General features: G+C 66.7%; 24 protein-coding genes, 1 tRNA gene and 1 other RNA gene. 19 read left to right on the top strand and 7 right to left on the bottom strand.

The genetic code is table 11. From position 1 onward, the window contains the following. Nucleotides 1-6: 6 nt before the first annotated feature. From VGR67_00435 to VGR67_00390, 10 genes are all read left to right on the top strand, one after another. Entirely contained in the window at nucleotides 7-315 is a 309-nt protein-coding gene (locus tag VGR67_00435) for a hypothetical protein (protein ID HEV8334870.1), read from the top strand. Between the two features lie 41 nt (nucleotides 316-356). After that, entirely contained in the window at nucleotides 357-662 is a 306-nt protein-coding gene (locus VGR67_00430; protein HEV8334869.1) for a cell division protein ZapA, read from the top strand. 69 nt (nucleotides 663-731) lie between these two features. Then, nucleotides 732-908, top strand: a non-coding RNA gene (ssrS, locus tag VGR67_00425) — 6S RNA. Between the two features lie 97 nt (nucleotides 909-1,005). Further along, entirely contained in the window at nucleotides 1,006-2,562 is a 1,557-nt protein-coding gene (rny, locus tag VGR67_00420) for a ribonuclease Y (protein HEV8334868.1), read from the top strand. A gap of 4 nt (nucleotides 2,563-2,566) precedes the next feature. Further along, the gene (locus tag VGR67_00415) at nucleotides 2,567-3,361 is read left to right on the top strand and encodes a TIGR00282 family metallophosphoesterase (protein ID HEV8334867.1); all 795 of its coding nucleotides are present in this window, start codon (nucleotides 2,567-2,569) and stop codon (nucleotides 3,359-3,361) included. A 19-nt stretch (nucleotides 3,362-3,380) separates the two neighbouring features. Continuing rightward, entirely contained in the window at nucleotides 3,381-4,769 is a 1,389-nt protein-coding gene (xseA, locus tag VGR67_00410) for an exodeoxyribonuclease VII large subunit (GenBank protein HEV8334866.1), read from the top strand. After that, nucleotides 4,750-5,031, top strand: coding sequence for an exodeoxyribonuclease VII small subunit (xseB, locus tag VGR67_00405; protein HEV8334865.1), 282 nt, complete (start codon nucleotides 4,750-4,752; stop codon nucleotides 5,029-5,031). Before xseA ends, xseB begins: the two co-directional genes overlap by 20 nt. 1 nt (nucleotide 5,032) lies before the next feature. Further along, a complete protein-coding gene (locus VGR67_00400) occupies nucleotides 5,033-5,923 on the top strand; it encodes a farnesyl diphosphate synthase (protein HEV8334864.1) in 891 nt (296 codons plus the stop codon). Between the two features lie 28 nt (nucleotides 5,924-5,951). Continuing rightward, entirely contained in the window at nucleotides 5,952-6,761 is an 810-nt protein-coding gene (locus VGR67_00395) for a TlyA family RNA methyltransferase (GenBank protein HEV8334863.1), read from the top strand. Then, nucleotides 6,758-7,633 (top strand): NAD(+)/NADH kinase, encoded by an 876-nt coding sequence (locus VGR67_00390; protein ID HEV8334862.1) that lies wholly within the window; start codon nucleotides 6,758-6,760, stop codon nucleotides 7,631-7,633. Before VGR67_00395 ends, VGR67_00390 begins: the two co-directional genes overlap by 4 nt. Before the next feature lie 18 nt (nucleotides 7,634-7,651). Here VGR67_00390 and VGR67_00385 read toward each other — a convergent pair whose 3' ends face one another. Next, nucleotides 7,652-8,104, bottom strand: a complete 453-nt coding sequence (locus VGR67_00385; protein HEV8334861.1) for a hypothetical protein — start codon at nucleotides 8,102-8,104, stop codon at nucleotides 7,652-7,654. A 93-nt stretch (nucleotides 8,105-8,197) separates the two neighbouring features. Between VGR67_00385 and VGR67_00380 the strand changes: the two genes are divergently transcribed. The 3 genes from VGR67_00380 to VGR67_00370 all read left to right on the top strand — a co-directional run bounded on the left by VGR67_00380 (nucleotide 8,198) and on the right by VGR67_00370 (nucleotide 10,144). After that, nucleotides 8,198-8,635: a GatB/YqeY domain-containing protein gene (locus VGR67_00380; GenBank protein ID HEV8334860.1), complete on the top strand. Its 438-nt coding sequence runs from the start codon at nucleotides 8,198-8,200 to the stop codon at nucleotides 8,633-8,635. 88 nt (nucleotides 8,636-8,723) lie between these two features. Then, nucleotides 8,724-9,713 (top strand): hypothetical protein, encoded by a 990-nt coding sequence (locus VGR67_00375; GenBank protein HEV8334859.1) that lies wholly within the window; start codon nucleotides 8,724-8,726, stop codon nucleotides 9,711-9,713. Nucleotides 9,714-9,745: 32 nt separating this feature from the next. Next, the gene (locus VGR67_00370) at nucleotides 9,746-10,144 is read left to right on the top strand and encodes a hypothetical protein (protein ID HEV8334858.1); all 399 of its coding nucleotides are present in this window, start codon (nucleotides 9,746-9,748) and stop codon (nucleotides 10,142-10,144) included. Between the two features lie 172 nt (nucleotides 10,145-10,316). Here VGR67_00370 and VGR67_00365 read toward each other — a convergent pair whose 3' ends face one another. Next, nucleotides 10,317-11,285, bottom strand: a complete 969-nt coding sequence (locus tag VGR67_00365) for a DUF1028 domain-containing protein (GenBank protein ID HEV8334857.1) — start codon at nucleotides 11,283-11,285, stop codon at nucleotides 10,317-10,319. After that, nucleotides 11,282-11,791 (bottom strand): metallophosphoesterase family protein, encoded by a 510-nt coding sequence (locus VGR67_00360; GenBank protein HEV8334856.1) that lies wholly within the window; start codon nucleotides 11,789-11,791, stop codon nucleotides 11,282-11,284. The genes VGR67_00365 and VGR67_00360 overlap by 4 nt, the downstream gene beginning before the upstream one ends. Nucleotides 11,792-12,112: 321 nt before the next feature. Here VGR67_00360 and VGR67_00355 point away from each other — a divergent pair, with 321 nt between their 5' ends. Next, on the top strand, nucleotides 12,113-12,895 hold the full coding sequence (locus VGR67_00355; protein HEV8334855.1) for a hypothetical protein: 783 nt from the start codon (nucleotides 12,113-12,115) through the stop codon (nucleotides 12,893-12,895). A 77-nt stretch (nucleotides 12,896-12,972) separates the two neighbouring features. On the opposite strand, the gene VGR67_00350 is transcribed toward VGR67_00355, so the two are convergent. Beyond that, on the bottom strand, nucleotides 12,973-13,263 hold the full coding sequence (locus VGR67_00350) for a DUF1330 domain-containing protein (protein ID HEV8334854.1): 291 nt from the start codon (nucleotides 13,261-13,263) through the stop codon (nucleotides 12,973-12,975). 16 nt (nucleotides 13,264-13,279) lie between these two features. After that, nucleotides 13,280-14,587, bottom strand: a complete 1,308-nt coding sequence (locus VGR67_00345; protein ID HEV8334853.1) for a hypothetical protein — start codon at nucleotides 14,585-14,587, stop codon at nucleotides 13,280-13,282. Between the two features lie 248 nt (nucleotides 14,588-14,835). Between VGR67_00345 and VGR67_00340 the strand changes: the two genes are divergently transcribed. Next, complete coding sequence (locus VGR67_00340) at nucleotides 14,836-15,975, top strand: PLP-dependent aspartate aminotransferase family protein (GenBank protein HEV8334852.1); 1,140 nt, start codon at nucleotides 14,836-14,838, stop codon at nucleotides 15,973-15,975. Between the two features lie 4 nt (nucleotides 15,976-15,979). Here VGR67_00340 and cutA read toward each other — a convergent pair whose 3' ends face one another. Then, nucleotides 15,980-16,318: a divalent-cation tolerance protein CutA gene (gene cutA / locus VGR67_00335; protein ID HEV8334851.1), complete on the bottom strand. Its 339-nt coding sequence runs from the start codon at nucleotides 16,316-16,318 to the stop codon at nucleotides 15,980-15,982. Between the two features lie 191 nt (nucleotides 16,319-16,509). On the opposite strand from cutA, the gene VGR67_00330 reads away from it, so the two are divergent. Genes VGR67_00330 through VGR67_00320 form a run of 3 tightly spaced genes read left to right on the top strand, consistent with a single transcriptional unit; the run spans nucleotide 16,510 to nucleotide 19,576 of the window. After that, nucleotides 16,510-17,919: a phosphoglucomutase/phosphomannomutase family protein gene (locus tag VGR67_00330; GenBank protein ID HEV8334850.1), complete on the top strand. Its 1,410-nt coding sequence runs from the start codon at nucleotides 16,510-16,512 to the stop codon at nucleotides 17,917-17,919. 14 nt (nucleotides 17,920-17,933) lie between these two features. Then, entirely contained in the window at nucleotides 17,934-19,226 is a 1,293-nt protein-coding gene (gene eno / locus VGR67_00325) for a phosphopyruvate hydratase (GenBank protein ID HEV8334849.1), read from the top strand. Beyond that, the gene (locus tag VGR67_00320; protein ID HEV8334848.1) at nucleotides 19,223-19,576 is read left to right on the top strand and encodes a septum formation initiator family protein; all 354 of its coding nucleotides are present in this window, start codon (nucleotides 19,223-19,225) and stop codon (nucleotides 19,574-19,576) included. Before eno ends, VGR67_00320 begins: the two co-directional genes overlap by 4 nt. Here VGR67_00320 and VGR67_00315 read toward each other — a convergent pair. After that, nucleotides 19,560-21,221: a PPC domain-containing protein gene (locus VGR67_00315; GenBank protein ID HEV8334847.1), complete on the bottom strand. Its 1,662-nt coding sequence runs from the start codon at nucleotides 21,219-21,221 to the stop codon at nucleotides 19,560-19,562. The genes VGR67_00320 and VGR67_00315 overlap by 17 nt on opposite strands. Nucleotides 21,222-21,388: 167 nt before the next feature. Between VGR67_00315 and VGR67_00310 the strand changes: the two genes are divergently transcribed. Next, nucleotides 21,389-21,465 (top strand) — tRNA-Met (locus VGR67_00310). Nucleotides 21,466-22,541: the final 1,076 nt, after the last annotated feature.

Here is a 22,541-nt window from a genome sequence, read left to right as displayed (position 1 = left end):
GCTTCCTTGGCAGCGGAAATGGAAGAACTCGAACAGCTCGAAGAAAGGATCCGGCGGGTCAGCGACGTCATCCGCGGGCTGCGCCATGAGAATTCGCAGTTGGCGTCCCAGCTCAAGGAGGCGCGGGAGCAAGTCCGAAAATCGGAAGAGACCCTCTCCCGCCTCCAGGAGGAGAATCGCCGGAACGAGGATCTCACGCGGCAGCTCCAGCTCCTCCAGGAGGAACGGCAGGAGATCCGCGGTCGCGTCACCCGGATGCTGGAGACCTTCTCGGGGATCGACGAGATCCAGGTCGGCGGCCACGCGGACAACTGATCCTCTCCCCGGTCGGGGGCGGAGGCTTTCGGAGACCCTCCATGGACAAGACACCGAGCATGATCCCGGTCGAGATTTACGGACAAACCTACAACCTGCGCGGGGACGGAGACTCGTCCTATCTGACCGACCTCGCGGCGTTCGTGGATCGGAAGATGCGCGAGGTTTCCGATCACACCGCGACGGTCGATTCCTTGAGGGTGGCGATCCTGGCCGCCCTGAACATCGCCGACGAGCATTTTCAGCTGCGGACGGCGGAAGAGGAGAATCATCGGATCGTTTCCGATAGACTGGGCCGGCTCGTCGAGATCTTGGACCGCGATCTCGCGGACTCGGCCCGCAAGTAGCGGCGGCCTGCGAGGCGGCCGGACGCCTTGACGCGGGGGGGGAGAAGGGCTAGCATGCAAGCGGATTCCATTCCCCTGCGAGGTTCGTGCAGGGACGGCGAATTTGAGCCAACATTATTTGAACGGGGATCCGGGTCTTCCCACGGTGAGCGTCCTCCTCGCGAGGATGCCTGAAGTGGGAGCAGGGTCCCGTGGCTGGTCAGGCCGGTTCAAATAACCCGTTCCTCACGGCCGAGCGGGGGTTTTTTCCGCCCCGCTCCGCACCCCCCGAACGCTTCCGAACCGCGGACCTACGAATTCCTCGACCCAGCCTCCGGTCCCGTCCGGAGTCGGGAGATCGACGTTGGATCTGATCCTCGGGATCATCATCGCCACGTTCGCCGCCCTCGCGGGAGTCGACTATCTCTTCCACCGGACGTTCATCCGCCGGAAGCGCAGCGAGGCGGAGCAGCGGGCGCGAGCGGTCGTGGAGGACGCGGAGAAGCAGGCGGAGATCCGGCTCAAGGAGCTGGAGCTGGAGGCGCGCGAGAAGGCGGACGCCGCGGAGGAGCTTTTCGAGCAGGAGATGCGCTCCAAGCGGGCCGACCTGCAGGCCGCCCGGCGCCAGGCGGAGGAGCAGGAGCGCCTGCTGGAGCGCAAGGCCGCGCTGCTGTCCCAGAAGCAGACCGAGATGGAGACCCGGGACCACGCCCTGACGGAACGGGAGGCCGTCCTCGCCTCCCGGCAGCAGGAGCTGCAGGCTCTGATCGACGAGCAGCGCGGGCGTCTCGAGCGGATGGCGGCCATGACCGCGCAGCAGGCGAAGCGGGAGCTGATGCGCGAGATGGAATCCCAGGCGCGCTCCGAAGCGGCCATCACCCTCAAGCGGATCGAGGAGGAGACGCGCGAGCGCTCCGACGCCGAGGCGCGGCGCATCGTCGCCGGGGGGCTCCAGAGGATTCCCGTGGGCCAGATAGTGGATTTAGCCTGCTCCTTGGTCATGCTCCCGAACGACGAGATGAAGGGCCGGATCATCGGCCGCGAGGGACGGAACATCCGGGCGCTCGAGATGGCCACCGGAATCGATCTCATCGTGGACGACACCCCCGGCGCCATCATCCTCTCGGGATTCAATCCCCTGCGACGCGAGATCGCCAAGGTGTCGATCGAGCGGCTCGTCGAGGACGGGCGGATCCATCCGGGTCGCATCGAGGAGGTCGTTCAGAAGGTGAAGGAGGAGACGGACCAGATCATGCTCCAATCGGGCGAGACCGCCGCGTTCGAGCTCGGGATCGTGAGCCTCCCGGAGATGCTGGCCCGCCTCGTCGGCAAGATGAAGTTCTTCGTCGTCTCCGGTTACAACCTCCTGCAGCATTGCCGCGAGACCGCCGCGCTGGCGGCCGCCCTGGCGGCCGAATTCGAAGTGGCGGCGGACACGGTGAAGCGGGCGGGCTTGCTCAGCGGGATCGGCATGGTGGACGAAAGCGGCACCGACACGCCGCCGATGATCCTCGCCTCGGAAATCGCCGGGCGCCACGGCGAGGATGCGGCGGTCGTCCAGGTCATCCGCAGCCTCCACCCCGGCGAGGCGGAGCCCTCCCTGGACGCCATCCTGCTCCGCCTGGCGAGGAAGATCAGCCTCTCCCGGCCGGGGATGCGGCGCGACAACATGGACATCTGGATCCAGAGGATGAAGGACATGGAGGAGGTGGCCCGCGGATTCCCGGGGGTCGCCCGGGCCTACGCGATGCGTTCCGGCAAGGAGCTTCGGGTCCTGGTGGAGACGGAGAAGGTCACGGACGCCGACGTCATCTGGCTCTCCAAGGACATCGCCTCGAAAATCGAGCGGGAGATGAACTATCCCGGCCAAGTGCGCGTCAACGTGATCCGCGAAGTCCGCGCCGTCGACTACGCCAAGTGATCGGATGAATCTCCTGTTCATCGGCGACGTGAACGGCCGGGCGGGCCGCAACCTGGTCCGCGAGCACCTCGACCGGTTGATCGATCGGCACTCCATCGATTACGCCGTGGCCAACGTGGAGAACGCGGCCGACGGCTTCGGCGTGACTCCGGCCCTGGCGGCGGAGCTGCAGGGCTGCGGCCTGCACGTCATGACCAGCGGCAACCACATCTGGGACAAGGCCGAGATTCTTCCGTATATCGAGGAGCATCGCGATCTCCTGCGCCCGCACAACTATCCCCCGGGAGCCCCGGGCACGGGCGTCCACATGGGAGCCACCGCGGGCGGGATCCCGGTCGCCGTGATCAACCTCATGGGCCGGGTGTTCATGAACGCGCTGGATTGCCCTTTCCGGACGGCGGATCGCGTGCTCGCGGAGATCAGCGGCCGGGCTCGCGTGATCCTCGTCGACTTCCACGCGGAGGCCACGTCCGAGAAGGTGGCCATGGGATGGTACCTTGACGGGCGGGTCTCGGCGGTCCTCGGAACCCACACGCACGTGCAGACCGCCGACGAGCGCGTGCTGCCCCAGGGCACCGCGGTCATCACCGACGCCGGGATGACCGGCGCGCGCGATTCGGTCATCGGCGTCGAGAAGGAGCTGGCGATCCGGAGATTCCTGCAGCAGATGCCCGTGCGCTTCGCGTGCGCGCGCAAGAATCCGCGTCTCTGCGCCGTGGTCGTGGACGTGGACGAGGCCACCGGCCGGGCGCGGGGAATCCAGCGCCTCGATCTGCCGGGCTCGGCGGGAGCCGAATGAGCGGGGAGGGAGAGCGGCGTTGGATCAGCTTCCGTTGAAACCGGTCGGCGGGACGCGCCGCATCTACGGCGTCTCGGAGATCAACGCGCTGGCGCGCGACGTGCTCGAGTCCTCGTTCTACGACGTCTGGGTGGAAGGCGAGGTTTCCAATCTCCGCTCTCCCGGCTCGGGCCACTGCTACTTCACGCTCAAGGACGCGACCTCCCAGATCTCCGCGGTCCTGTTCCGCACGCAGGCCCTGGGGCTCCGGTTCCGGCTCGAGGACGGCCTCAAGGTGCTCGTGAGAGGGCGAATCTCGCTCTACGAGGCGCGCGGCGCCTTCCAGATCAACTGCCAGTGGATGGAGCCGGCGGGCCGCGGATCGCTGCAGCTGGCATTCGAGCAGCTCAAGCGGCGCCTGGCGGCGGAAGGACTCTTCGATCCGTCGCGGAAGCGCCCCATTCCGGCCCTTCCCCAATGCATCGCGGTCATCACGTCCCCGACCGGCGCCGCCCTGCGCGATTTCCTGCATGTCCTGGATCGGCGCTACGCCAACGTGCGGATCGTCATCCACCCGGTGCGCGTCCAGGGGGACGGGGCGGCCGCGGAGATTGCCGCCGCCGTGCGGCGCGCCAACCGCCTGGGAGGGGTCGACGTGATCGTCGTGTGCCGGGGAGGCGGGTCGCTCGAGGACCTCTGGCCGTTCAACGAGGAGCTTCTGGCCCGGGCCGTCCTGGAATCAGGCATCCCCGTGATCTCCGCCGTGGGCCACGAGATCGACTTCACGATCTGCGATTTCGTCTCCGATCTGCGGGCCGCCACCCCTTCCGCGGCCGCCGAGATGGTGGTGGCGACCAAGGAAGAGCTGCGCGAGCGGATCGCCTCGTTGCTGTCCCGCTCCCACCAGTCGATCCGTCTGATCCATCGCGATCTTCGAGAGCGCAGCGCCCGGCTGGGCCGCAGCCGCGCGCTGCTGTCGACGCGCGGCCGCCTCGACGCCCTGTTCCAGCGCCTGGACGATCGCCGCGAGGCGCTGCGCGGGGCGCTCCGGCGGAAGCTCCTCGAGCGCGGCAGGAGGCTGGCCCGGGCCTCCGAGGTCGTGTCGCCCCGCCTCCTGGCCGCTCACGTCGGGGCCCGACGGTTGCGCTCCGAGGCCCTGCTGCGGCGGGCGGTGCCCGCGGTCCGGTGGATCGCCTCCGAACGGCGCGACCGCTGGGCGGCTCTCTCGTCGCTGCTCGATTCCTTTTCCCCGCTCGCGGTATTGGACCGGGGCTATGCGCTGTGCCTCGATCCTCGGACCGGCGCCCTCGTGACCGACAGCCGGAGGCTCCCCGAGCACGGGCGGGTCGACGTCCGGCTGCGCCGGGGGCGGATCGCCTGCGACGTACGTGAGGTGACCCATGCCCAGGATGATGAAGAAAGGACCTAAGGAGCCCCGTTTCGAGGAGGCGCTCGCGGGGTTGGAGCGGATCGTCCGGGATCTGGAAGGGGGCGATCTGCCGCTCGACGACGCCCTGAAGCTCTTCGAGGAAGGGGTGCGCCTTTCCCGATTCTGCAGCACGAAGCTCGACGAGGCGGAGAAGCGGATCGAGATCCTGATGAAAGGGGCCGACGGCGCCTGGACCCCCGAGCCGTTCGCGCCGGGCGGGGCCGACCTGGACGAACCGGCGGGCGGCGGCGAGGAGGAATGAGATGGAGAGCGCGCGTCCGTGGCTGGAAAGCCGGCGCCGGGTCATCGACGCCGCGCTCGGCCGCCGGCTTCGGACCGCCCGCGACGCGCCCGCGTCCCTGCTGCGCGCGATGCGCTATTCCGTCCTGGCCGGCGGCAAGAGGATCCGCCCCGTTCTGACTCTGGAAGCCTGCCGCGCGGTGGGAGGAAAGGACGCCTGGGCGCTTCCCGCCTGCTGTGCCCTGGAGATGATCCACACCTACTCCCTGATCCACGACGATCTTCCCGCCATGGACGACGACGACTTGAGACGCGGCAAGCCCACCGCCCACGTGAAGTTCGGAGAGGCGCTGGCCATCCTGTCGGGCGACGCGTTGCACTCCCTCGCCTTCCAGATCCTGGCGGAGGAGCCGGCGGGCCGCCGCTTCGAGGGACGGCGCGCGCAAGTCCTGGCGCGGGTGGCCCGGGCCGTCGGGATGGAAGGGATGGTGGGCGGCCAGGTCCGCGATCTGCAGGCCGAGGGAAAGCGCATCGCCCCGTCCGATCTCTCACGAATCCACGCCTCCAAGACCGGCGCCCTGTTCACCGTGTCCGCCGAGATCGGAGCCATCCTCGGCGGCGGCCTCCCCCGCGACGTGCAGGCGCTGCGGCGCTACGGTCGCGAGGTCGGGCTCGCCTTCCAGATCGTCGACGATGTTCTGGACGAGGAAGGGACGCGGCGGGAGCTGGGGAAGTCCCCGGGCAAGGACCGGGCCGTGAGCAAAGCCACCTATCCGTCGCTCTTCGGTACGGCCCGATCGCGGGTGATGGCGGCGGCCGCCGTGGCGCGGGCGAAGCGGGCGCTGCGGCCCTTCGGAAAGCGTTCGGAGCCGCTGTCGAGCCTGGCCGAATTCGTGCTTCGGCGGGCGCACTGAGGGGCGCACCCGCGGAGACGACCCGGCGATGGCGAAAGGGAGCGACTCCAAGCGCGAGCGGCTCGATCTCCTGATGGTGGCGCGAGGTCTGGCCGAGAGCCGGGAACGGGCTCAGGCCCTCATCCTGGCGGGACGCGTCGCGGTGGAGGGCCGGCGCGCCGCCAAGGCGGGGGAGCGCTTCGACGCCTCCTGCCGGCTGGAGCTCTCCGGCCCCGATCATCCCTACGTGGGCCGCGGCGGCCTGAAGCTGGCCGGCGCCCTGGAGCGCTTCGGAATCGATCCCCGCGATCGGATCGCCCTGGACGTGGGCGCTTCCACGGGCGGGTTCACCGACTGTCTCCTGCAGCGAGGGGCCAGGCGGGTCTACGCCCTGGACGTCGGGTTCGGTCAGCTGCACGAGCGGCTCCGCCGCGACCCGAGGGTCGTCGTGATGGAGAAGATCAATGCCCGCTTCCTCGAGCCCGGCATGATTCCGGAAGCCGTCTCCCTGGCGGTCGTGGACGTTTCGTTCATCTCGCTGCGCCTCGTGCTGGGGCCGGCGGCGAGCCTGCTCTTGCCCGGCAGCGATCTGGCGGCGCTCGTGAAGCCGCAGTTCGAGGCGGGCAGGAGGGAGGTCGGCAAGGGAGGGATCGTGCGCGATCCGTCGGTGCACCGGCGGGTCATCCAGGAAATCCTCGCCGCCGGCGCCGCCGTGCATTTGAGCGGGTGCGACGTCTTTCTCTCCCCCGTTCCGGGCGCCGAAGGCAACAAGGAGTTCTTCCTCCATTTCCGGAATCATGGCCCCTCCATGGAGGGGCCCGAGCTCACGGATCGCATTCAGGAGGCCACCCACCGATGAGTCCCCTTCCTCCCTTCCGAACCGTGGGCATCGTGGCGAAGCTCCACTCGCCCACCTCCCGCGGAGCGGCCAAGCGGCTGTTCTCTCTGCTGGCGCGCCGCAAGGTGCGGACTCTGTGCGATCCCGAAACCGCCCGCTTTCTCGGGCAGAAGGGCAAAGGGAGGACGCTGCCCACCCTGACGGCCTCGGTCGATCTCATGCTGGTCCTGGGAGGTGACGGCACCATGCTGGGAGTGGCCCGGAACATGGCCCGGCGCGTCGTTCCGGTCCTCGGAGTGAACCTCGGAAGCCTCGGCTTCCTGACCGAGACGAGGCTGGAGGAGATGGAGTCGGTCCTCGACGAGGTCCTCCAGGGACGGTTCGAAGTGGAGGCCCGGATGATGCTGCACGCCTCCCTCGTGCGCGGGCGGAGGAAGATCTCCGGCCACCGGCTGCTGAACGACGTGGTCATCAACAAGAGCGCCCTGGCCCGGATCCTGGAGATGAACGTGAAGATCGATCGGCAGTTCGTCGCGACGTACCATTCCGACGGCCTGATCGTCTCGACCCCCACCGGTTCCACCGCCTATTCGTTGTCGGCCGGAGGGCCCATCGTCCTTCCTTCCCTGCAGGCCTTCTGCATCACCCCCATCTGCCCGCACGCCCTGACGAACCGGCCGCTCGTCGTCCCCGACTCCGTGCGGATCGAGGTCACGCTGGAATCGGGGGCGGAAAACGTCTATTGCACCATGGACGGCCAGGTGGGCTTCCCGATGAAGGCCGGGGACCGCCTCAGCGTCCGGCGCAGCAGCGCTTCCCTTCCGCTGATCGTTTCACGGCAGAGAAACTACTTCGACGTGCTGCGGCGAAAACTGCGCTGGGGAGCGCGCTGAAGAAAGGAGCGCGAGGGATCAGCGGCCGGACGGCGCGGGGGTGGAGGCGATCAGGACGCCGGGCCCGTACTTCTGCACCATCGCCGCCTCGATCTCGGCGATCGTCTTCTTCTCGGCGGCGATTCGATTGAGCGTCGTCTTCATCTCATTGGACCCTTTGTCCCGGGTGCAGGTGCAGCTTCCCAGCGTGTCGTGACACTCCCCGCAAAGGCAACGGAACCGATCCGACACCAGCGAGGCGGCGGCGCTGAGCTTCACCGGAGCTTCGACGACCACCCCTGCCGCCGGGGCCTTCGAGGCGGCGCTCCCCGGGGTGGCGCCCGCCGGCGCCGCCGCCGGCCGGCGCATCAGGAAAAACGCGCCCGCGGCCGCGGCCAGGACGAGAGCGATGAACAGCGACGATTTGGAGGAGCGCTTCGCGGGCGCCTCGGGGACGTCTTCCGAGGAAGTGCCGGGATCTTCCGGAGCCATCCGAACCTCCCGAAAACGGCGTTATTATAGGGGCCTCGCCGGGGGGGAGTCAAAAACTCGGACGCTGGGAAGACGGCAGGAGATGTGACGCTCATGATGGATCGCATCCAGTCAGACCTCAAAGAAGCGATGAAATCCGGCGACAAGATCGCCGTCTCCACGCTGCGGTTGCTGCTCTCCATGATTCGCTACGCCGCCATCGAGACGAAGCGGGACCTGCGGGAGGACGAGATCGCGGCGCTGATCCAGAAGGCGATCCGCGCCCGGCGGGAATCGATCGACGCCTTCCGGAAAGGGAACCGGCCCGATCTCGTGCAGCAGGAAGAGGCGGAGCTGGGGGTCCTCATGCGGTACCTGCCGGCGCAGCTGGAGGGGGAGGAGCTCGAGCAGGCCGTGGATCAGCTGCTGCGCGAGACGGGAATCACCCAGAAGAAGGACATGGGGCGGGCCATGAAGGAATTCATGGCGCGGCACCGCGGGAAGGCGGACGGCAAGGCGGTCAGCGCCTTGCTCGGGGCGCGGCTTAAGTAGCGCAAGCCGCCGGGTTGAAAGGAGATCGGCCGGGGGCTATACTGCTCGGATTCAAGTCCGTACTCTCCGAGGGGACCTTAGCCGCCCGATGCCGCTTCCATCGAACCGATCGCTGCGCCTCCTCGCTCCGCTGGCGGGCGTGCTGATTCTCGGCCAATGCTCGGGCGGCGAGAGGAAACCGATCCTGACGCCGACGGTCCGGGCCAGGCTGGCTCAGGATGCTCCGCCGGCCTCTCCACCCGCGTCTTTGCCGTCGGCGAAAGGAGTCGTCTTCTTCGACAACGTCATCACCGTCGGAGACTCGATCTCGATGGACGTGGTCATCAGGAACTTCGCCGGCGTCACCGATCTGGACATCGACGACGTCGATCTGGTGTTCCGCTACGACTCCACCTTCATCCAGGTGGCGAGCCTCTCCGGCCAGAACACCCTCTTCGGGACCTGCAACACGGTGAACTTGAGCTGCGGCATCAACAGCCCGATCTGCACGAACAATCGCCAGCAGGCCAACGCCGGCGGGTCGAGGTTCTGCCGGAGCGATGGCCGCACGTTCTGCACAGCCGACACCGACTGCACCGCCGCCGGGGACGCCTGCGGGTCGTTCGGGATTCTGCAAGCTGCGTTCGCCGTCCTGACGGGGCCGAAGGTCTGCTCGAACGATCCGAACCGGGGCTGTTCGACCAGCGCCGACTGCTCTTTCTGTGAGTCCGGCGGCGCCTCCTGCTCGGGCACCGCGGAATGCAACTCCGTCCCTCTGGATTGCAGCGGCAACCTCTGCACCAACATTCCGGGCCGCACTTGCACGCAGGACGCGGACTGCCTGAACACCTGCGTCTCCGGCACCTGCCAGGGATGCCCTTCCGTGCTGGTCAGCACAACGCGGGTCATCGCGAACGTGACGATACGCGTCATGAAGGAAGGGATCGGGGACTTCCGCCTGGTCGTCTCCTCCTCCGGCGCTCCCGGCTCCGCGGTCCGCAAGGACCTGGCCGATCTGCCGGTCGTCTTCTTCCCGAGCGTGGACGCGGAATCTCCGTTCGCCACGGACGGCGCCATCGCCGTCACGGGCAATCTGTAGCGCGCGCCGCGCGCCGATTCGAAGGGGGGCCCATGGAAGACAAAGTCGTCGCTCACTTCAAGGATGGCAGGACGTTGCGGGGGTTGACGCAGGATTTTCATCCGGCCTCCGAATCCTTCCACCTCCTGCCCAGCGAGGGCGGGGGGATGCCGACCGTCATCCGCGTGGAGGAGCTCAAGGCCCTCTTCTACGTCAAGGAATGGGGGGCGGCCCGCCGCTCGGTGGAACGCGCCAAGAAATTCGCCATGGAGTCCTCCTTGGGGAAGAAGACGGTGGTGGAGTTCCAGGATGGCGAGAAGGTGTGGGGCTTCTCACAGGGGTATGGGAAGGACAAGAAGGGCTTCTACTTCTATCCTGCCGACCCGGGCGAGAACAACACCCGGGTGTTCATCGTGAACAGCGCGGTGAAGGACATTCGCTTCGAGGACTAGGGTCGCGTCTCCGAAATCCCGTTACACTCGACCGTTGATCCATCCCGCCTCGCCGGCGTGCCGCTTGGGGCACGCGGCACTTCGTCGCCCCGGGTGATCCGGGCGCCTCGACGGCCTCGCGGTTGACGCCATTGCCAGACGCAACACGGGACGCCTCTTTCCGGCGGACGAGCTACCGCCTGCCGGGCTCGTCGTGCTCCCGGATGTAGGCGAGCACGACGTCGTCGATCGTGTCGTCCTTCTGGATCCGCTCCTCCAGGTTCTCCCATCCCAGGTAGTCCTCCAGGGCTTTGCGCGTGGCGGCGTCGTACTTTCCGTGAATCGACCCCTTATAGAATCCTCTTCGGGACAGGACCAGCTGGATCTCCCGCGCCAGGGCCGCGTCGATACGGACCACTTTCGATCGATCGGTGCGGCCGAAATAGAGATGATGCACCGCGAGGAGCCGGCGAAGCTCCCGGACCGGATCGGGATGATCGTCCACCCGGAGATCGACCCAACGGTCCCCTCTGCCGCCGTACCCCGCGCCTTTCCGGACGACCAGAAGAGCCGCCGATTCGCGCCCTCTTCGGTCGCCGCCGGCCGCCTGGCCCGCCGAAAGCGCCGCCACCAGCCGATCGGGAAGCTCGCCGCGCGTCCGCTCGAACGCCCGGCTCATCGCCTCGATGGTCTCGCGCCCCACCAGGATGTTTCCCTGGGCGGCATAGTGCTTTCCCGTCCTGCCTCCCGCCCATGAGAAGCAGTTCTTTCCGGTGAAGGTGGCGGCGTTGCCGCGCGCGTCCACCATGCCGACCTGCCGCTCCTCCCGTCCCGGATCGGCCTCGATCACTCTCCGAAGGGCCTCCTCCGCCGACGCCCCCCGCACCATCCAATCGAGCCCTCCCTCACCGAAGGAAAGGTTCGCGGCGGCCTGCGTGGCCACCGCGCCGACCCCCGCGCGGGCCCACGGCACACCGTTTCCCACCGCCGGGAACTTGGAGGTGACGGCGACTCCTAGGTCGCCGTTGGCCGGGTCGTAGGCCACGATCGAAAACGTCGCAATCAGGTTGGCCGGCGGCGCGGCGCTCCTTCGGGGAGCCGCGGCCGCCGAGAGCGCCGCCAGCAGCACCGCCGGGACGATCATCCTGCTTTTTCGCATCATCGGTTCTCCCCTTCACGCTCCAGGCCCGGGGCATCGATCCCCACGAAGCGGACTTCGATTTCGCCGCGGCTCGCCTCCAGCAGCGCGACCGTCCTGGGAAGACCGAATCGACGGGGCCCCGAGCCGCCGGGATTCAGAAAACGGACGCCGTCGACGACCCGGTCGCAGACGGCGTGCGTATGTCCGAACACGACCACGTCGGGACGGCGCTCCCGGATCCTGAGGCGGGCGGGCTCCGCCAGGCACCCCGGGCTTCCGATCTGGTGGAGAATCAGGAATCGAAGGCCGCCGGCCTCGAGCCACTCCACTTCCCGCAGCCGCTCGACGAGCGGCCCTTCGTCGACATTCCCGTGAACCGCCGTGACCGGAGCCACGGACTCGAGCCTCTCGAGCACCTCCTCGCTTCCGACGTCCCCGGCGTGGAGGATGCGCTCGACGCCCTGGAAGAGATCGAGGACGCGCGCTTCGAGGCGTCCATGGGTGTCCGAGATCACTCCGATTCGCATCGCAGCAACGCCCTCGGATCGGGGAAGCGGCCGTGGCCGCCGATTCTCACACCTCGCCGCGGGGATCGTCAACCTAGTGTCGCGTCTCAAAAATCATGTTACATTCGGCCCCCGATCCATCCCGGCTCGCGTCCGGCCTTTTCGAGGTTCGGAAGCAGCCGGCTCGATCGATTACGACATTGAAATGCCGGGCGGCCGCACGCTCCCATCGAGCTGGAAACAAGCCGGTTGCCCGGCGCAGGGCGCGGCCGTCGTGCCTTGACCCTCGGCGCACCGGCTCCTATATTCTCCCGGTACGAAACTCGCCGAGGAGGGACCACGATGGATTTCCAGTCTCTTGGGAGAAAGCACTTCCTGGGCGCTGTCCTGTTGATCCTGACAGCGGCTCCTGCCGTTCATGCGGCCGTCAGCTTCGACGTGAGCATGGGCATGAACGTCAACGAGGACACTCGGATCTTCCTCAACGTGTCGAATGAGGTCTGGCGGCCGGCGATGCCGGTGACCGTCATCGAGCGCATGCGGTACCCGGAGGACGATTTCCCGGTCATCGCGTTCCTCGCCTTTCACACGCACCGCGATCCGGGCGCCATTCTGAGCCTGCGGAACGAAGGATACCCTTGGAACGAGGTCTTCTTCAGGCTGAACGTCAGCCCGTCCGTCCTGTTCGTGGGAATGGATCGCGATCCCGGACCGCCCTACGGCAACGCGTGGGGATACTGGAAGAAGAACTCCCGGCCGGGCACGTATCGTCGCGTTCGCTTCGCCGATCGCGACGTCGTCGGCCTGGTGAAGGTCCAAACCGCCGCGCGGCACTTCGGCGCGAGCCCGTTCGCGGTCATCGACGCGCAACGCCAGGGCAAGCGGGTCGAGGCCTACACCGCGAACCGCTGGCGGGAAAAGCATGGACGTCAGACCTGGGCCGCGAACCGCCGGGGCGCGGACAGCCGGGACGGGGCGCGGGGCAGCTCCGATTCCCGCCAGATGCGGGGCGGCTCCGACTCCCGCGAGACGCGGGGCGGCACGAAAGGCAAAGGGAAAGGAAACAAGGGAGAGGGCCAAGGCCAAGGGAAGGGGCACGGCCAGGGAAACGGCCACGGCCGCTGAGTCGCGCCTCCTCGGAGGCAAGATCAATCTTGTTCACGGGGCCTTCGGGCCCCGTTTCTTTTTCTCCTCCTGGAGTGCTAGGCGACTCCTTCGACCAGGATCATGCGGGCGTCGGCCGTGCGGCGCCGGATGTCGCGGGCCTTGCCGTACTCCTTGGAGGACCACCATTCGCGCGCCCGGTCTGCGCTCGGGAACTCCAGGATGACGACGCGCCTCGGCGTCCAGTCCCCTTCCAGCGCCTGGGCCTCTCCGCCGCGCGCCAGATATCTCCCGCCGAAGCCCTGAACGGTCTGCGCCGCCAGCGTCTTGTATTCCTCATAGCCGGCCGGGTCGCGAACGTCGATCTCGACGATCAAATAGGCAGCCACGCCTCCACCTCCCTTCTCAGAAAGGAACCTTGAGGATCACCGGCTGGCGGAGCTTGTCCTCCGCGAACCGGCCCGTCGCGGCGTCGAAGGCGTCCCATTCGCTGTTGGAGACGTAGAAGAAATCGCCTCCGACCCGGACGCCCAGCGTGGGTCCGGCCAGCTCCGGAGTGTTGGCTTCCAGCACCTCCAACGACTTCACCTTCAAGGCCGCCTCGTCCAGCGACAGCCGGACGATGCGGTTTTGCCGGGTGCCATTTTGCACTCCGATGAGGCGATCCCCGCGGATGTAGATGCCGTCGATCCCGAGGAGAATGCTGCGCTCCGGGGCCGGCAGCAGCGTCATCCCGCGGCTCGCGCGATCCACCGCGAAGATCCCGCGGGAGTAATCGGCGACGTAGACCCGCTTGCCGTCGGCGGAAACGTCGACTCCCTGCAGCGACACGAAAGGACCTTCGACGAAGGGCTCCAGGCGATCGTCCCGCCGGCCGATCGTGTAGAGGATCGGGGAGACGCTGTCCGTGACGAACACGCTCCCTTTCGCGTCGACCGTCAGATCGCCGAAGAAGTGCTTCCTCTCCCGGCCGGCAGGAAGATACCGGGCCAGGAGCTTGCCGGTTTTCAGATCGTATTTGAAGACACCCGTCTTCCCATCGTCCTCGGGGCCGTATCCTTCCATCTCCGGCAGCGCCGCGCTGGCGACCCACAGCAACCGCCTTGCCGGGTCGACCCGCATGCCGAAGACCCCCCACAATCCATCTTCCGGGACGCTGAACGTGGCGATCTTGCCGTCCCGGGCGACACTCAGGATCTTTCTCCGGTGGACGCTTCCGATCAGGAACCGATCCTTCCCCGGATCGTAGGCCAGGCCTTCCGCGATGAGCCGCTGCTCGCCGACGGTGAATGCGATCGAGCTCCGATGGACCGGGGCTTTGTTGGCCTCGAATTGCCGCAGGATGCCCTGGAAACCCTCGGAGTCGCGAATCGACTCGAAGGCGCTCTCTTCCGCGGCCGGGAACGCGAGCCCGACCCCGGCCACGCGAGAGAGCCAGTAAAGCGCCTGGTCTTTTCTGCCGGTGAGCGCCTCCGCCATCGCCAGGTAGTACTGATATCCCGCGTGGCCCGGTCGGAGCTCGACGGCCTTCTCCATGTTCTCGCGGAAGGCGGCGTAGTCCTTTTCGTCGAAGGCCGCCTGCGCCTTCTTCGCGTAGGGTCGGGGATCCGGCGCCTCAACCGGCGGGGCAGTCTTCGCTCCCAAGAGGAAGGACGCGAACGACAGGAGGACGAGCGCCAGCCTGCGCGAGGGGTCTGGAAGAGAATGGTCCACGGTTGCCTCCCGTCGAAGAAGCCCCGAATCGGCCCTCGAGAGTCCCGTCTCCTCCTACGCAGGGAAGACCCCAGAGGGTTCAGGCCGGACATCGAGAGGCTCGGATTGCCGCGAGGCACTATAGACGCATCGATCCGCGGGACGCAAGGCACGGGAGAGCGGGCCGCGCGCGCGTTTCGAGGTTTGACACTCCTCCGAGGCGTTGGCTATCATCCCCGCACCAGGAACGCATCACGAGAGGAGCGACGATGGGTTTCGCCACGGACGCCATCCACGCGGGGCAGGATCCCGATCCGACCACCGGCGCGATCATGACTCCGATCTACCAGACTTCGACCTATGTGCAGGAAGCGCTGGGCAAGAGCAAAGGATACGACTACGCCCGCACCATCAACCCGACGCGGCTGGCCCTGGAGAAGAACCTGGCCGCGCTCGAGGGGGGCGAGAAAGGCTTCTGTTTCGCCTCGGGAATGTCGGCGATCGCGGCAGTGATGACGCTGGTGGGAAAGGGAGATCACGTCGTCGTCTCAAGCATGACGTACGGAGGGACCTACCGCCTGTTCGAGCGGATCCTCCGGGGATACGGGCTCGACTTCACCTACGTCGACACCGGCGATCTGGAGGCCACCGAGCGATCGATCCGCCCGGACACGCGCATGCTTTACATCGAGACGCCCACGAACCCGCTGATGAGCCTCACCGACCTGGAGCCGGCCGCGAAGCTGGCCCGGCGGCGCTCGCTCATTTCCGTGGTCGACAACACCTTCATGTCTCCGTATTTTCAGAAGCCGCTCGCCTTCGGCATCGACGTGGTCCTGCACAGCACGACCAAGTTCATCAACGGCCACTCCGACAGCGTCGGCGGATGCGTGGTCACCTCGAATCGGGACCATGCCGAGCGCATCGGATTCACGCAGAACTCCGTCGGGGCCATCCTGTCTCCCTTCGACTCGTGGCTCGTCCTGAGGGGGATCAAGACGCTGCACCTGAGGATGCGCTCTCACGATGCCGGTGGGCGGCAGGTCGCCGCCTTTCTCGATTCCCACCCGAAGGTGCGGCGCGTCCTCTACCCCGGCCTGCCGTCCCATCCGCAGCACGAGCTGGCGCGAACCCAATGCTCCGGCTTCGGCGGGATGATCTCCTTCGACCTGGGCGACTTCGACCGCGCCAAGCGTTTCCTCGATCGCTTGCGCCTGTGCGCCCTGGCCGAAAGCCTGGGGGGAGTCGAGACGCTCATCTGCCATCCGGGCACCATGACCCATGCCTCGATCCCAGAGGCGGAGCGGGAGCGTCAGGGATTCACGTCGGGCCTGATCCGGATTTCGGTGGGCAACGAGGACGTGGAGGACATCGTGGCGGATCTGGAGCAGGGGCTCGCGGCCGTCTGATGGACTAGAAGCGCTCGCGGCCGCCCTTCACCGACGAGCCGATCCAGTTCAGCACGTTCTTCTCGCCGTCGTCGATCTTCAAGAGGAGCACTTCGGGAAGCTCGTAGGAGTGCAGCTCTTTGATCGTCTTCTTGACTTCCTCGAACTGCTGCGAGGTGGTCTTGATGAACATCATGTTCTCCACCTCGTTCCAGATCTTGCCTTTCCAGCGATAGATCGATCGGATGGCGGGAACCACGTTGACGCAGGCGGCCAGCTCCTGATCCACCAGGGCCTGCGCGATCGAGATCGCCTCTTTCTCCGAGGAAGCCGTCGAGAGAACCAGAACGGTTTCATTTTCCATGGAAGGAGATCTCCTTGACGCTCGAAGTATAGTCCCCGCCCTGCGGCGTGTCAAGGCACGAATCGCTCCAAATCCTTTCCTTGTCATGAGATCGGCCCTGTGCTATAGTCGGCGCCGCACCGGGCTGGCAGGAGGCGAAAGCCTCCCGGAATGCCTGCTCGGACGAACGTCCTGGCGGAGAATCCGGTCCGATGGCTCCGACACCGATCGCCTTCGGCACGTCCGGATGGCGGGGGATCCTCAGCGACGACTTCACCTTCTTCAACCTGCGGCGGGCGACCCGGGCTATCGCTCGTCTCGTCCACGAAGAGAACCGGCGGCGCGCGCCGAGCCTGTTCGTCGGCTACGACACGCGCTTCCTCTCCGAGCAGCTCGCCCGCGACGTCGCTTCCGTGCTCCTGACGGAAGGGGTCCGGCCTCGCCTGGCTGCCGATTTCGTGCCGACTCCGGTGGTGGCCCACGCGATCCGGCGCGGGCGACTCGACGGCGGCATCAACCTCACCGCGAGCCACAATCCGGCCGAGTACAACGGCTTGAAATTCTCGACGCGGGACGGCGCGCCCGCCCCGCCGGAGACGACCCGGCGGATCGAGGCGCTGATCGCCGAGATCCACGACGGATCTCCGGCCCCGCAACCGCGGCCTTCCGAGCTTCGCACGGTGGACCCCTCCGGCCCGTATCGCGCCGCGATCCTGCGCATCATCGATCGGAAAGCGCTCGGCCGCGGCCGGCTGCGGCTGGTGTGTGACCCGTTGTACGGCGCCGGAAGGGGCTATTCGCAGGCGTTGCTCTCCCCCGTCGCCCGCGTGACGACGATCCGGGACCGCCGTGACGTGCTCTTCGGAGGAGGCGGACCGGATCCCAATGAAAAGCACCTCGACGAGCTGTGCGCGGAGGTGCGCCGCACGGGGGCGCATCTGGGTCTCGCCACCGACGGCGACGCCGATCGTTTCGGGATCGTCGATCGGGGCGGCCATTACGTCGCCGCCAACCTGATCCTCGCCCTGCTCGCCGACTATCTCCTGGAGACGCGAGGCTACCGGTCGGGGGTCGCGCGCACGGTCGCGACGACGCACCTCCTCGACGACGTGGCGGAGCATCACGGTGTGGCCCACTTCGAAACTCCCGTCGGCTTCAAGTACTTCCGTGACCTCCTCCTGGACGGGAAGGTCTTCCTGGCCGGCGAGGAAAGCTCCGGACTCTCCGTGTCGGGGCACGTGCCGGAGAAGGACGGCATCCTGGCGGGATGTCTCGTGGCGGAGATGGTCGCCCGGCGAAGAGCCAGCCTGCGGCGCCAGATTCAGCTCCTGTTCCGCAAAGTCGGGCCGCGGCACTCCGCGCGCCGCGATTTCCGGATGGGCCCCGGAGAGGTAATCGCCCTCCGCCGCCGGCTGGAGAGCCCGCCCGACTCGCTGGCCGGAAAGCGCGTCACCGAGGTGCGCACGACCGACGGCACGCTCATGCTCCTGCAGGACGCCTCCTGGCTCCTCTTGCGTCCTTCCGGGACGGAGCCGCTGGTCCGCTGCTACGCCGAGGCGCGCAGCCCGAAGGACCTGGCGCGGCTGCTGGATGCCGGCCGGTCGCTCGTCCTGAATCCCTGAGGGGGGAAGGATCGATGGCTCGAATCCAATCACTGACCGCCCGTGAGATTCTCGATTCGCGCGGCAACCCGACCCTGGAGGTCGAGGCCGTCCTGTCGGACGGCGCGCGCGGATCGGCGGCCGTCCCGTCGGGCGCTTCCACCGGCTCCCGGGAGGCCCTGGAGCTGCGGGACGGAGATCCGAAGCGCTTCGCCGGAAAAGGGGTCCTGCGGGCGGTGGAGAACGTTAATTCCGTCCTCGCCCCCGAGCTCTCGGGGATGGAGGCCGCGAGCCAGGCCGCGCTGGACCGCCGCATGATCGAAATGGACGGGACTCCGGCCAAGAGCAGGCTGGGCGCGAACGCTCTGCTGGGGGTCTCGCTCGCGGTGGCCCGGGCCTCGGCCGCCTCGTTGCGGCTTCCCCTCTACCGCGCGCTCGGCGGCGACGCGGCGGTGGAGCTTCCGGTCCCGATGTTGAACATCGTCAACGGCGGCGTCCATGCCGACAACAACCTCGATCTCCAGGAGTTCATGGTCGCGCCCGCCGGGGCCGCCTCGTTCCGCGAAGGGCTGAGGATGGCGGCCGAAATCTACCAGCAGCTGAAAGCGGTCCTCAAGAAGAAGGGGCTCTCGACGACCGTCGGCGACGAGGGCGGCTTCGCCCCCAGTTTCCGCTCGCACGCCGAGGCGCTGGACTGCATCGTCGAGGCGATCCAGCAGGCGGGCTACGCTCCGGGGCGCGATGCCGTTCTCTGCCTCGATTCGGCGGCGTCGGAATTCCACCAGGACGGCGTCTACCGGCTGAAGGCCGAGTCGCCGCCCGAAAAGACTTCCGCGCAGCTGGTGGACTTCTACGCCGGCCTCGTGGCCCGATACCCGATCGTGAGCATCGAAGACGGGATGGCGGAGGGCGACTGGGAGGGATGGGCCGGCTTGACGCGCGCGCTGGGAGAGAAGATTCAGCTGGTCGGAGACGACCTCTTCGTGACCAATCCCGCGATTCTCCGGGAGGGAATCCGCCAGAAGGTGGCCAACTCCGTCCTCATCAAGCTCAACCAGATCGGCACGCTCACCGAGACGCGCGAGACGATCGATCTCGCCCGGAGCGCCGGGTACACCTGCGTCGTCTCCCATCGCTCGGGCGAGACGGAGGACACGACGATCGCCGATCTGGCGGTGGCCTTCAACCTCGGACAGATCAAGACCGGTGCGCCGGCGCGCTCCGAAAGGGTCGCGAAATACAATCGGCTCCTGCGCATCGAAGAGGAGCTGTCGGATCGAGCCCGGTATCGCGGGTTTGAAGTCTATGCGGCGGGAGGCAGACGGTGACGCTCCCGGCACGGCAGCCGCGCCGGGAGCCGGTCTCGATCGGCAAAAGGCTCCTGCTCACCGTGAGCCTGTGCGCCATCCTCGCGCTGGTGGCCCGTTCGATCCTGGGCGACCGCGGGCTCTTCGAGGTCTGGCGGAAGAAATCGACCTATCAGCAGATCTCCTTCGAGGTCCTGGCGCTGCGCCAGGAGAACGCCTCCTTGCACGAGCAAATCCGCGCCCTCCGGCAGGATCCGCTCGCGATCGAGCGCATCGCCCGGGAAGATCTCGGCTACGCCCGTCCCGGAGAGATCACCTTCGTGTTCCGGGAAGACCCCGGCGCCCGCGCGATTTTCAATCCTGGGAACTGAGTCCGGAAACCGTCGGGCTGTCCCCCTCGTTCAGCATCGGACGCCTCGTGAATTTGGGCGACTGCGTCACGAGCGGGGGGCTGGATCCACCGGCCACGACGGCGCCGCTGATGACCACGTCGTAGGAGCCGTAGATTCCGAGGCCGGGGCCGTGGAAGGACTTGACGTAGTACGTGGCGCTGGCGGGAGAGTTGAAGATCATCAGGGACGACTTCTCGCCGCCCCCCCGGTCGTCATTCGACATGATCGGAGTGACTCCGTCCGGCCCGAGAAGAACCAGGGAGGTGTTGGCGTCCCCCGTCAGAGCCGTCGTCTCGATCCGGAAATCGTGCCCCGCCGTTCCGAAGAATTTGAAATAGTCGACGTCGGTCGTGCCCGCACCGCTCGCCAGCGGCCTGAAATAGGTGGCGTGGAGGGGCACTCCGTCGGGAGCGATCCCCAGGGCGCCGGCGGTGGTGTCGTTGTTCTCCGCGAGGTCGTCGATGAATTCCATGCCATGCTGCACGAACACCGTCCGGAAGGAGGAGTCCAGTCCCTTGCCCAGGACGAACCATCCGTCCCAGAAATCCTCGGCGCTCTTGTTGACGGCGCCCGGCATGTAATTTCGCATGATGTCCCAGACGACGGTGTCGCTCACCGCCAGCGGGTCCCAGCCCTCGTCCACCCCCGGAGTCTCGTCGGGGGTGGTCGCGCCGTCGACGAGATCCCACAGGGCCGCATAGACGGTCACTTCGCTGGTCGACTCGCTGCAGGTGAACGGGACCTCGTCCTCGACGTTGAAGTAGAAATCGAGGTTCCCCGGGCCGACCGCGCCGGTCGTCTTGACGTAAAGGTGGGGGTTGGGCAGGTTCAGGTACTTCCGGACCGATTGTCCGAAGTAGGTGGCGAATCCTTCATCGAACGCCAGCCGGAGATCCTGTTTGCAATTGCTCAGCCGGTGAAAGCCGAACGGAGAATCGGTGGCGGAAAAGTTGAATACCGCGTAGTGGCCGGTCTCGTGCTGGATGACCGTGTCATTGTATCCGGAGGTGTCGGCCGCGCGCACCGTGTTGTTGCCGATGTAGCTGTTGACCGTCACGCCCGACAGGTTCTCCCACTGGATGATGAGCTCATGGGTCGAGCTCGGGCGGCTCCCGTTCAGGTGCGCGAGGTAATCCTCCGTATTCAAGCCGACGTCGAAGAGGTTGAAGGGCTCGCCGCCGGCCCCCGCGAGCGCGACGACGGTTCCCGCGTTGAGGTTCACTGGGGCGTGCGCGAAGAAGGTGGGCGTCGTCACGGCGTAGTTGCTGACCGTGCCGACGACGTTCGTGACCTCCAGGAACAGGTCGGCCACGCCGGAGGCCGTCAGCGCGCGAACCATGATGTCGCGTGTCGAGGTGTCGCTGACGAGGATGGAATAGTTTCCTGCGGCGTCGGTGGCCCCCGTCGCCAGCAGCGTCGTGCCTCCGCTTTGCTTGAAATAGCGGACCTCCACCTTCGCGAAACGGACGGGCAAGTTGGGAGTCGCGCCCGTGAAGCCGTTCTCGTCGAACTCGCGGTCCTGATAGAGGAACGTGCCGCTCGCGGTCCAGGCAGCTTCGACAGGCGAGGCCGCCAACCCGAACAGCAAGGGAAGGATGAGAGCAAACAACCGTCGAACGATCACGAGCGGCCTCTCCGACAGGTGAGGGCCAATGTTGACTCTCATATACCCGCCCCTATCTGTTACGTCAAGGAATATCTGACAGGAATTCTTGGCCCCAATCTTATCACCAACCCGCCTTGACACTTTGCTGCCAATCTTCTTATAATGCCACACCATTTGATCAGCGACGCGGGGTGGAGCAGCCTGGTAGCTCGTTGGGCTCATAACCCAAAGGTCGCGGGTTCAAATCCCGCCCCCGCTACCAACTCTACAGACGATCCCGGCTTCAGCGATACCGAAGCCGGGATTTTTCTTACACGCACTTCTAAGCGCTTTTCGTCCGGAAGGACCGTGACTCCGGTCACAAAAGCCCGGATAAATTCCTTCCGTTCCTCAAGGCACCCGAACTCCATCAGCCGCGCCAGGTCCTGCAAGGCGGCTCTTCCCTGCTGAAGGATGACCTCAGGGTCCAAGTTGTCGCTGGAAATGGCCCCAAGCGACTCCAGGCGGCCGACAAGGCTCTTTTTCTCGGCGGCTAAGTCACGAAGCTTGCTGTCCACGAAAGCCCGGTTCTCGGAGGAGATTCCGTCCAACAGTACGGACGCCAGCCGGTCGATCTCGGCGATCCGACCCTGGACCCGGTCCCTCTCCACCCGCGGATCCTCCCCGCGAGCGGCAATCTCCTCCTCGATGTACCCGCGGAGGATGCGCTCTCCCCCGCCCGAAAGTAGTTTCTCCATCTGACCGCGGACGACCTCAAGGAGGGCTCCTTCCACGGGATCCTTCCTAAGGAGGAATCTTTCGCAGGCGTGGGATCCCTTCATGACATACCCACCGCAGGCGTAGTAGAGGGTCCGGATTTTCGAGCCGTCGATGCGCCTCTTCGTGCTGTTCACGCCCCGGCCCTGGTATTTCTGCCCGCAACGTCCGCATTCAAGGAGACCGGAAAATAGATAGGGGGAGCGCAGGGCGCTTCCCGCCCGAAAGCTCCTTGTACCGCTCCCCTGCCTCCGGGCGCTCATCAGCTCCTGTGCCCGGTCGAAGACACGAGGTGGCAACAAAGGAGGGTGGGTGCCCGACACGACAATCCACCGATCTTCCGGATTCTCGCGGGGCTTCCCCGCCTCGACACGGGGCCTTGCCAATGCAGTGCCCTCGCTAACCCGGTGAAACTTCGCGAATGTCTTCCTGTTCCAAACAGAGTCCCCTCGATAGGCGGGGTTTTTGAGGATGGCGCGGATGGTTCCGACGCTCCACTTCGACCGGGTGTTGGTGGACCACTGGCCGTCTCGGGGTGAGGGGATACCGTCCCGGTTCAGACGATTCGCTATGCCACGATAT

The sequence above is a fragment of the Candidatus Polarisedimenticolia bacterium genome, assembly GCA_036004685.1.
GTDB lineage: Bacteria > Acidobacteriota > Polarisedimenticolia > Gp22-AA2 > AA152 > DASYRE01.
The sequence above is the reverse complement of the archived record's forward strand: the minus strand, read 5'-3'. Positions and strand labels throughout refer to the sequence as shown.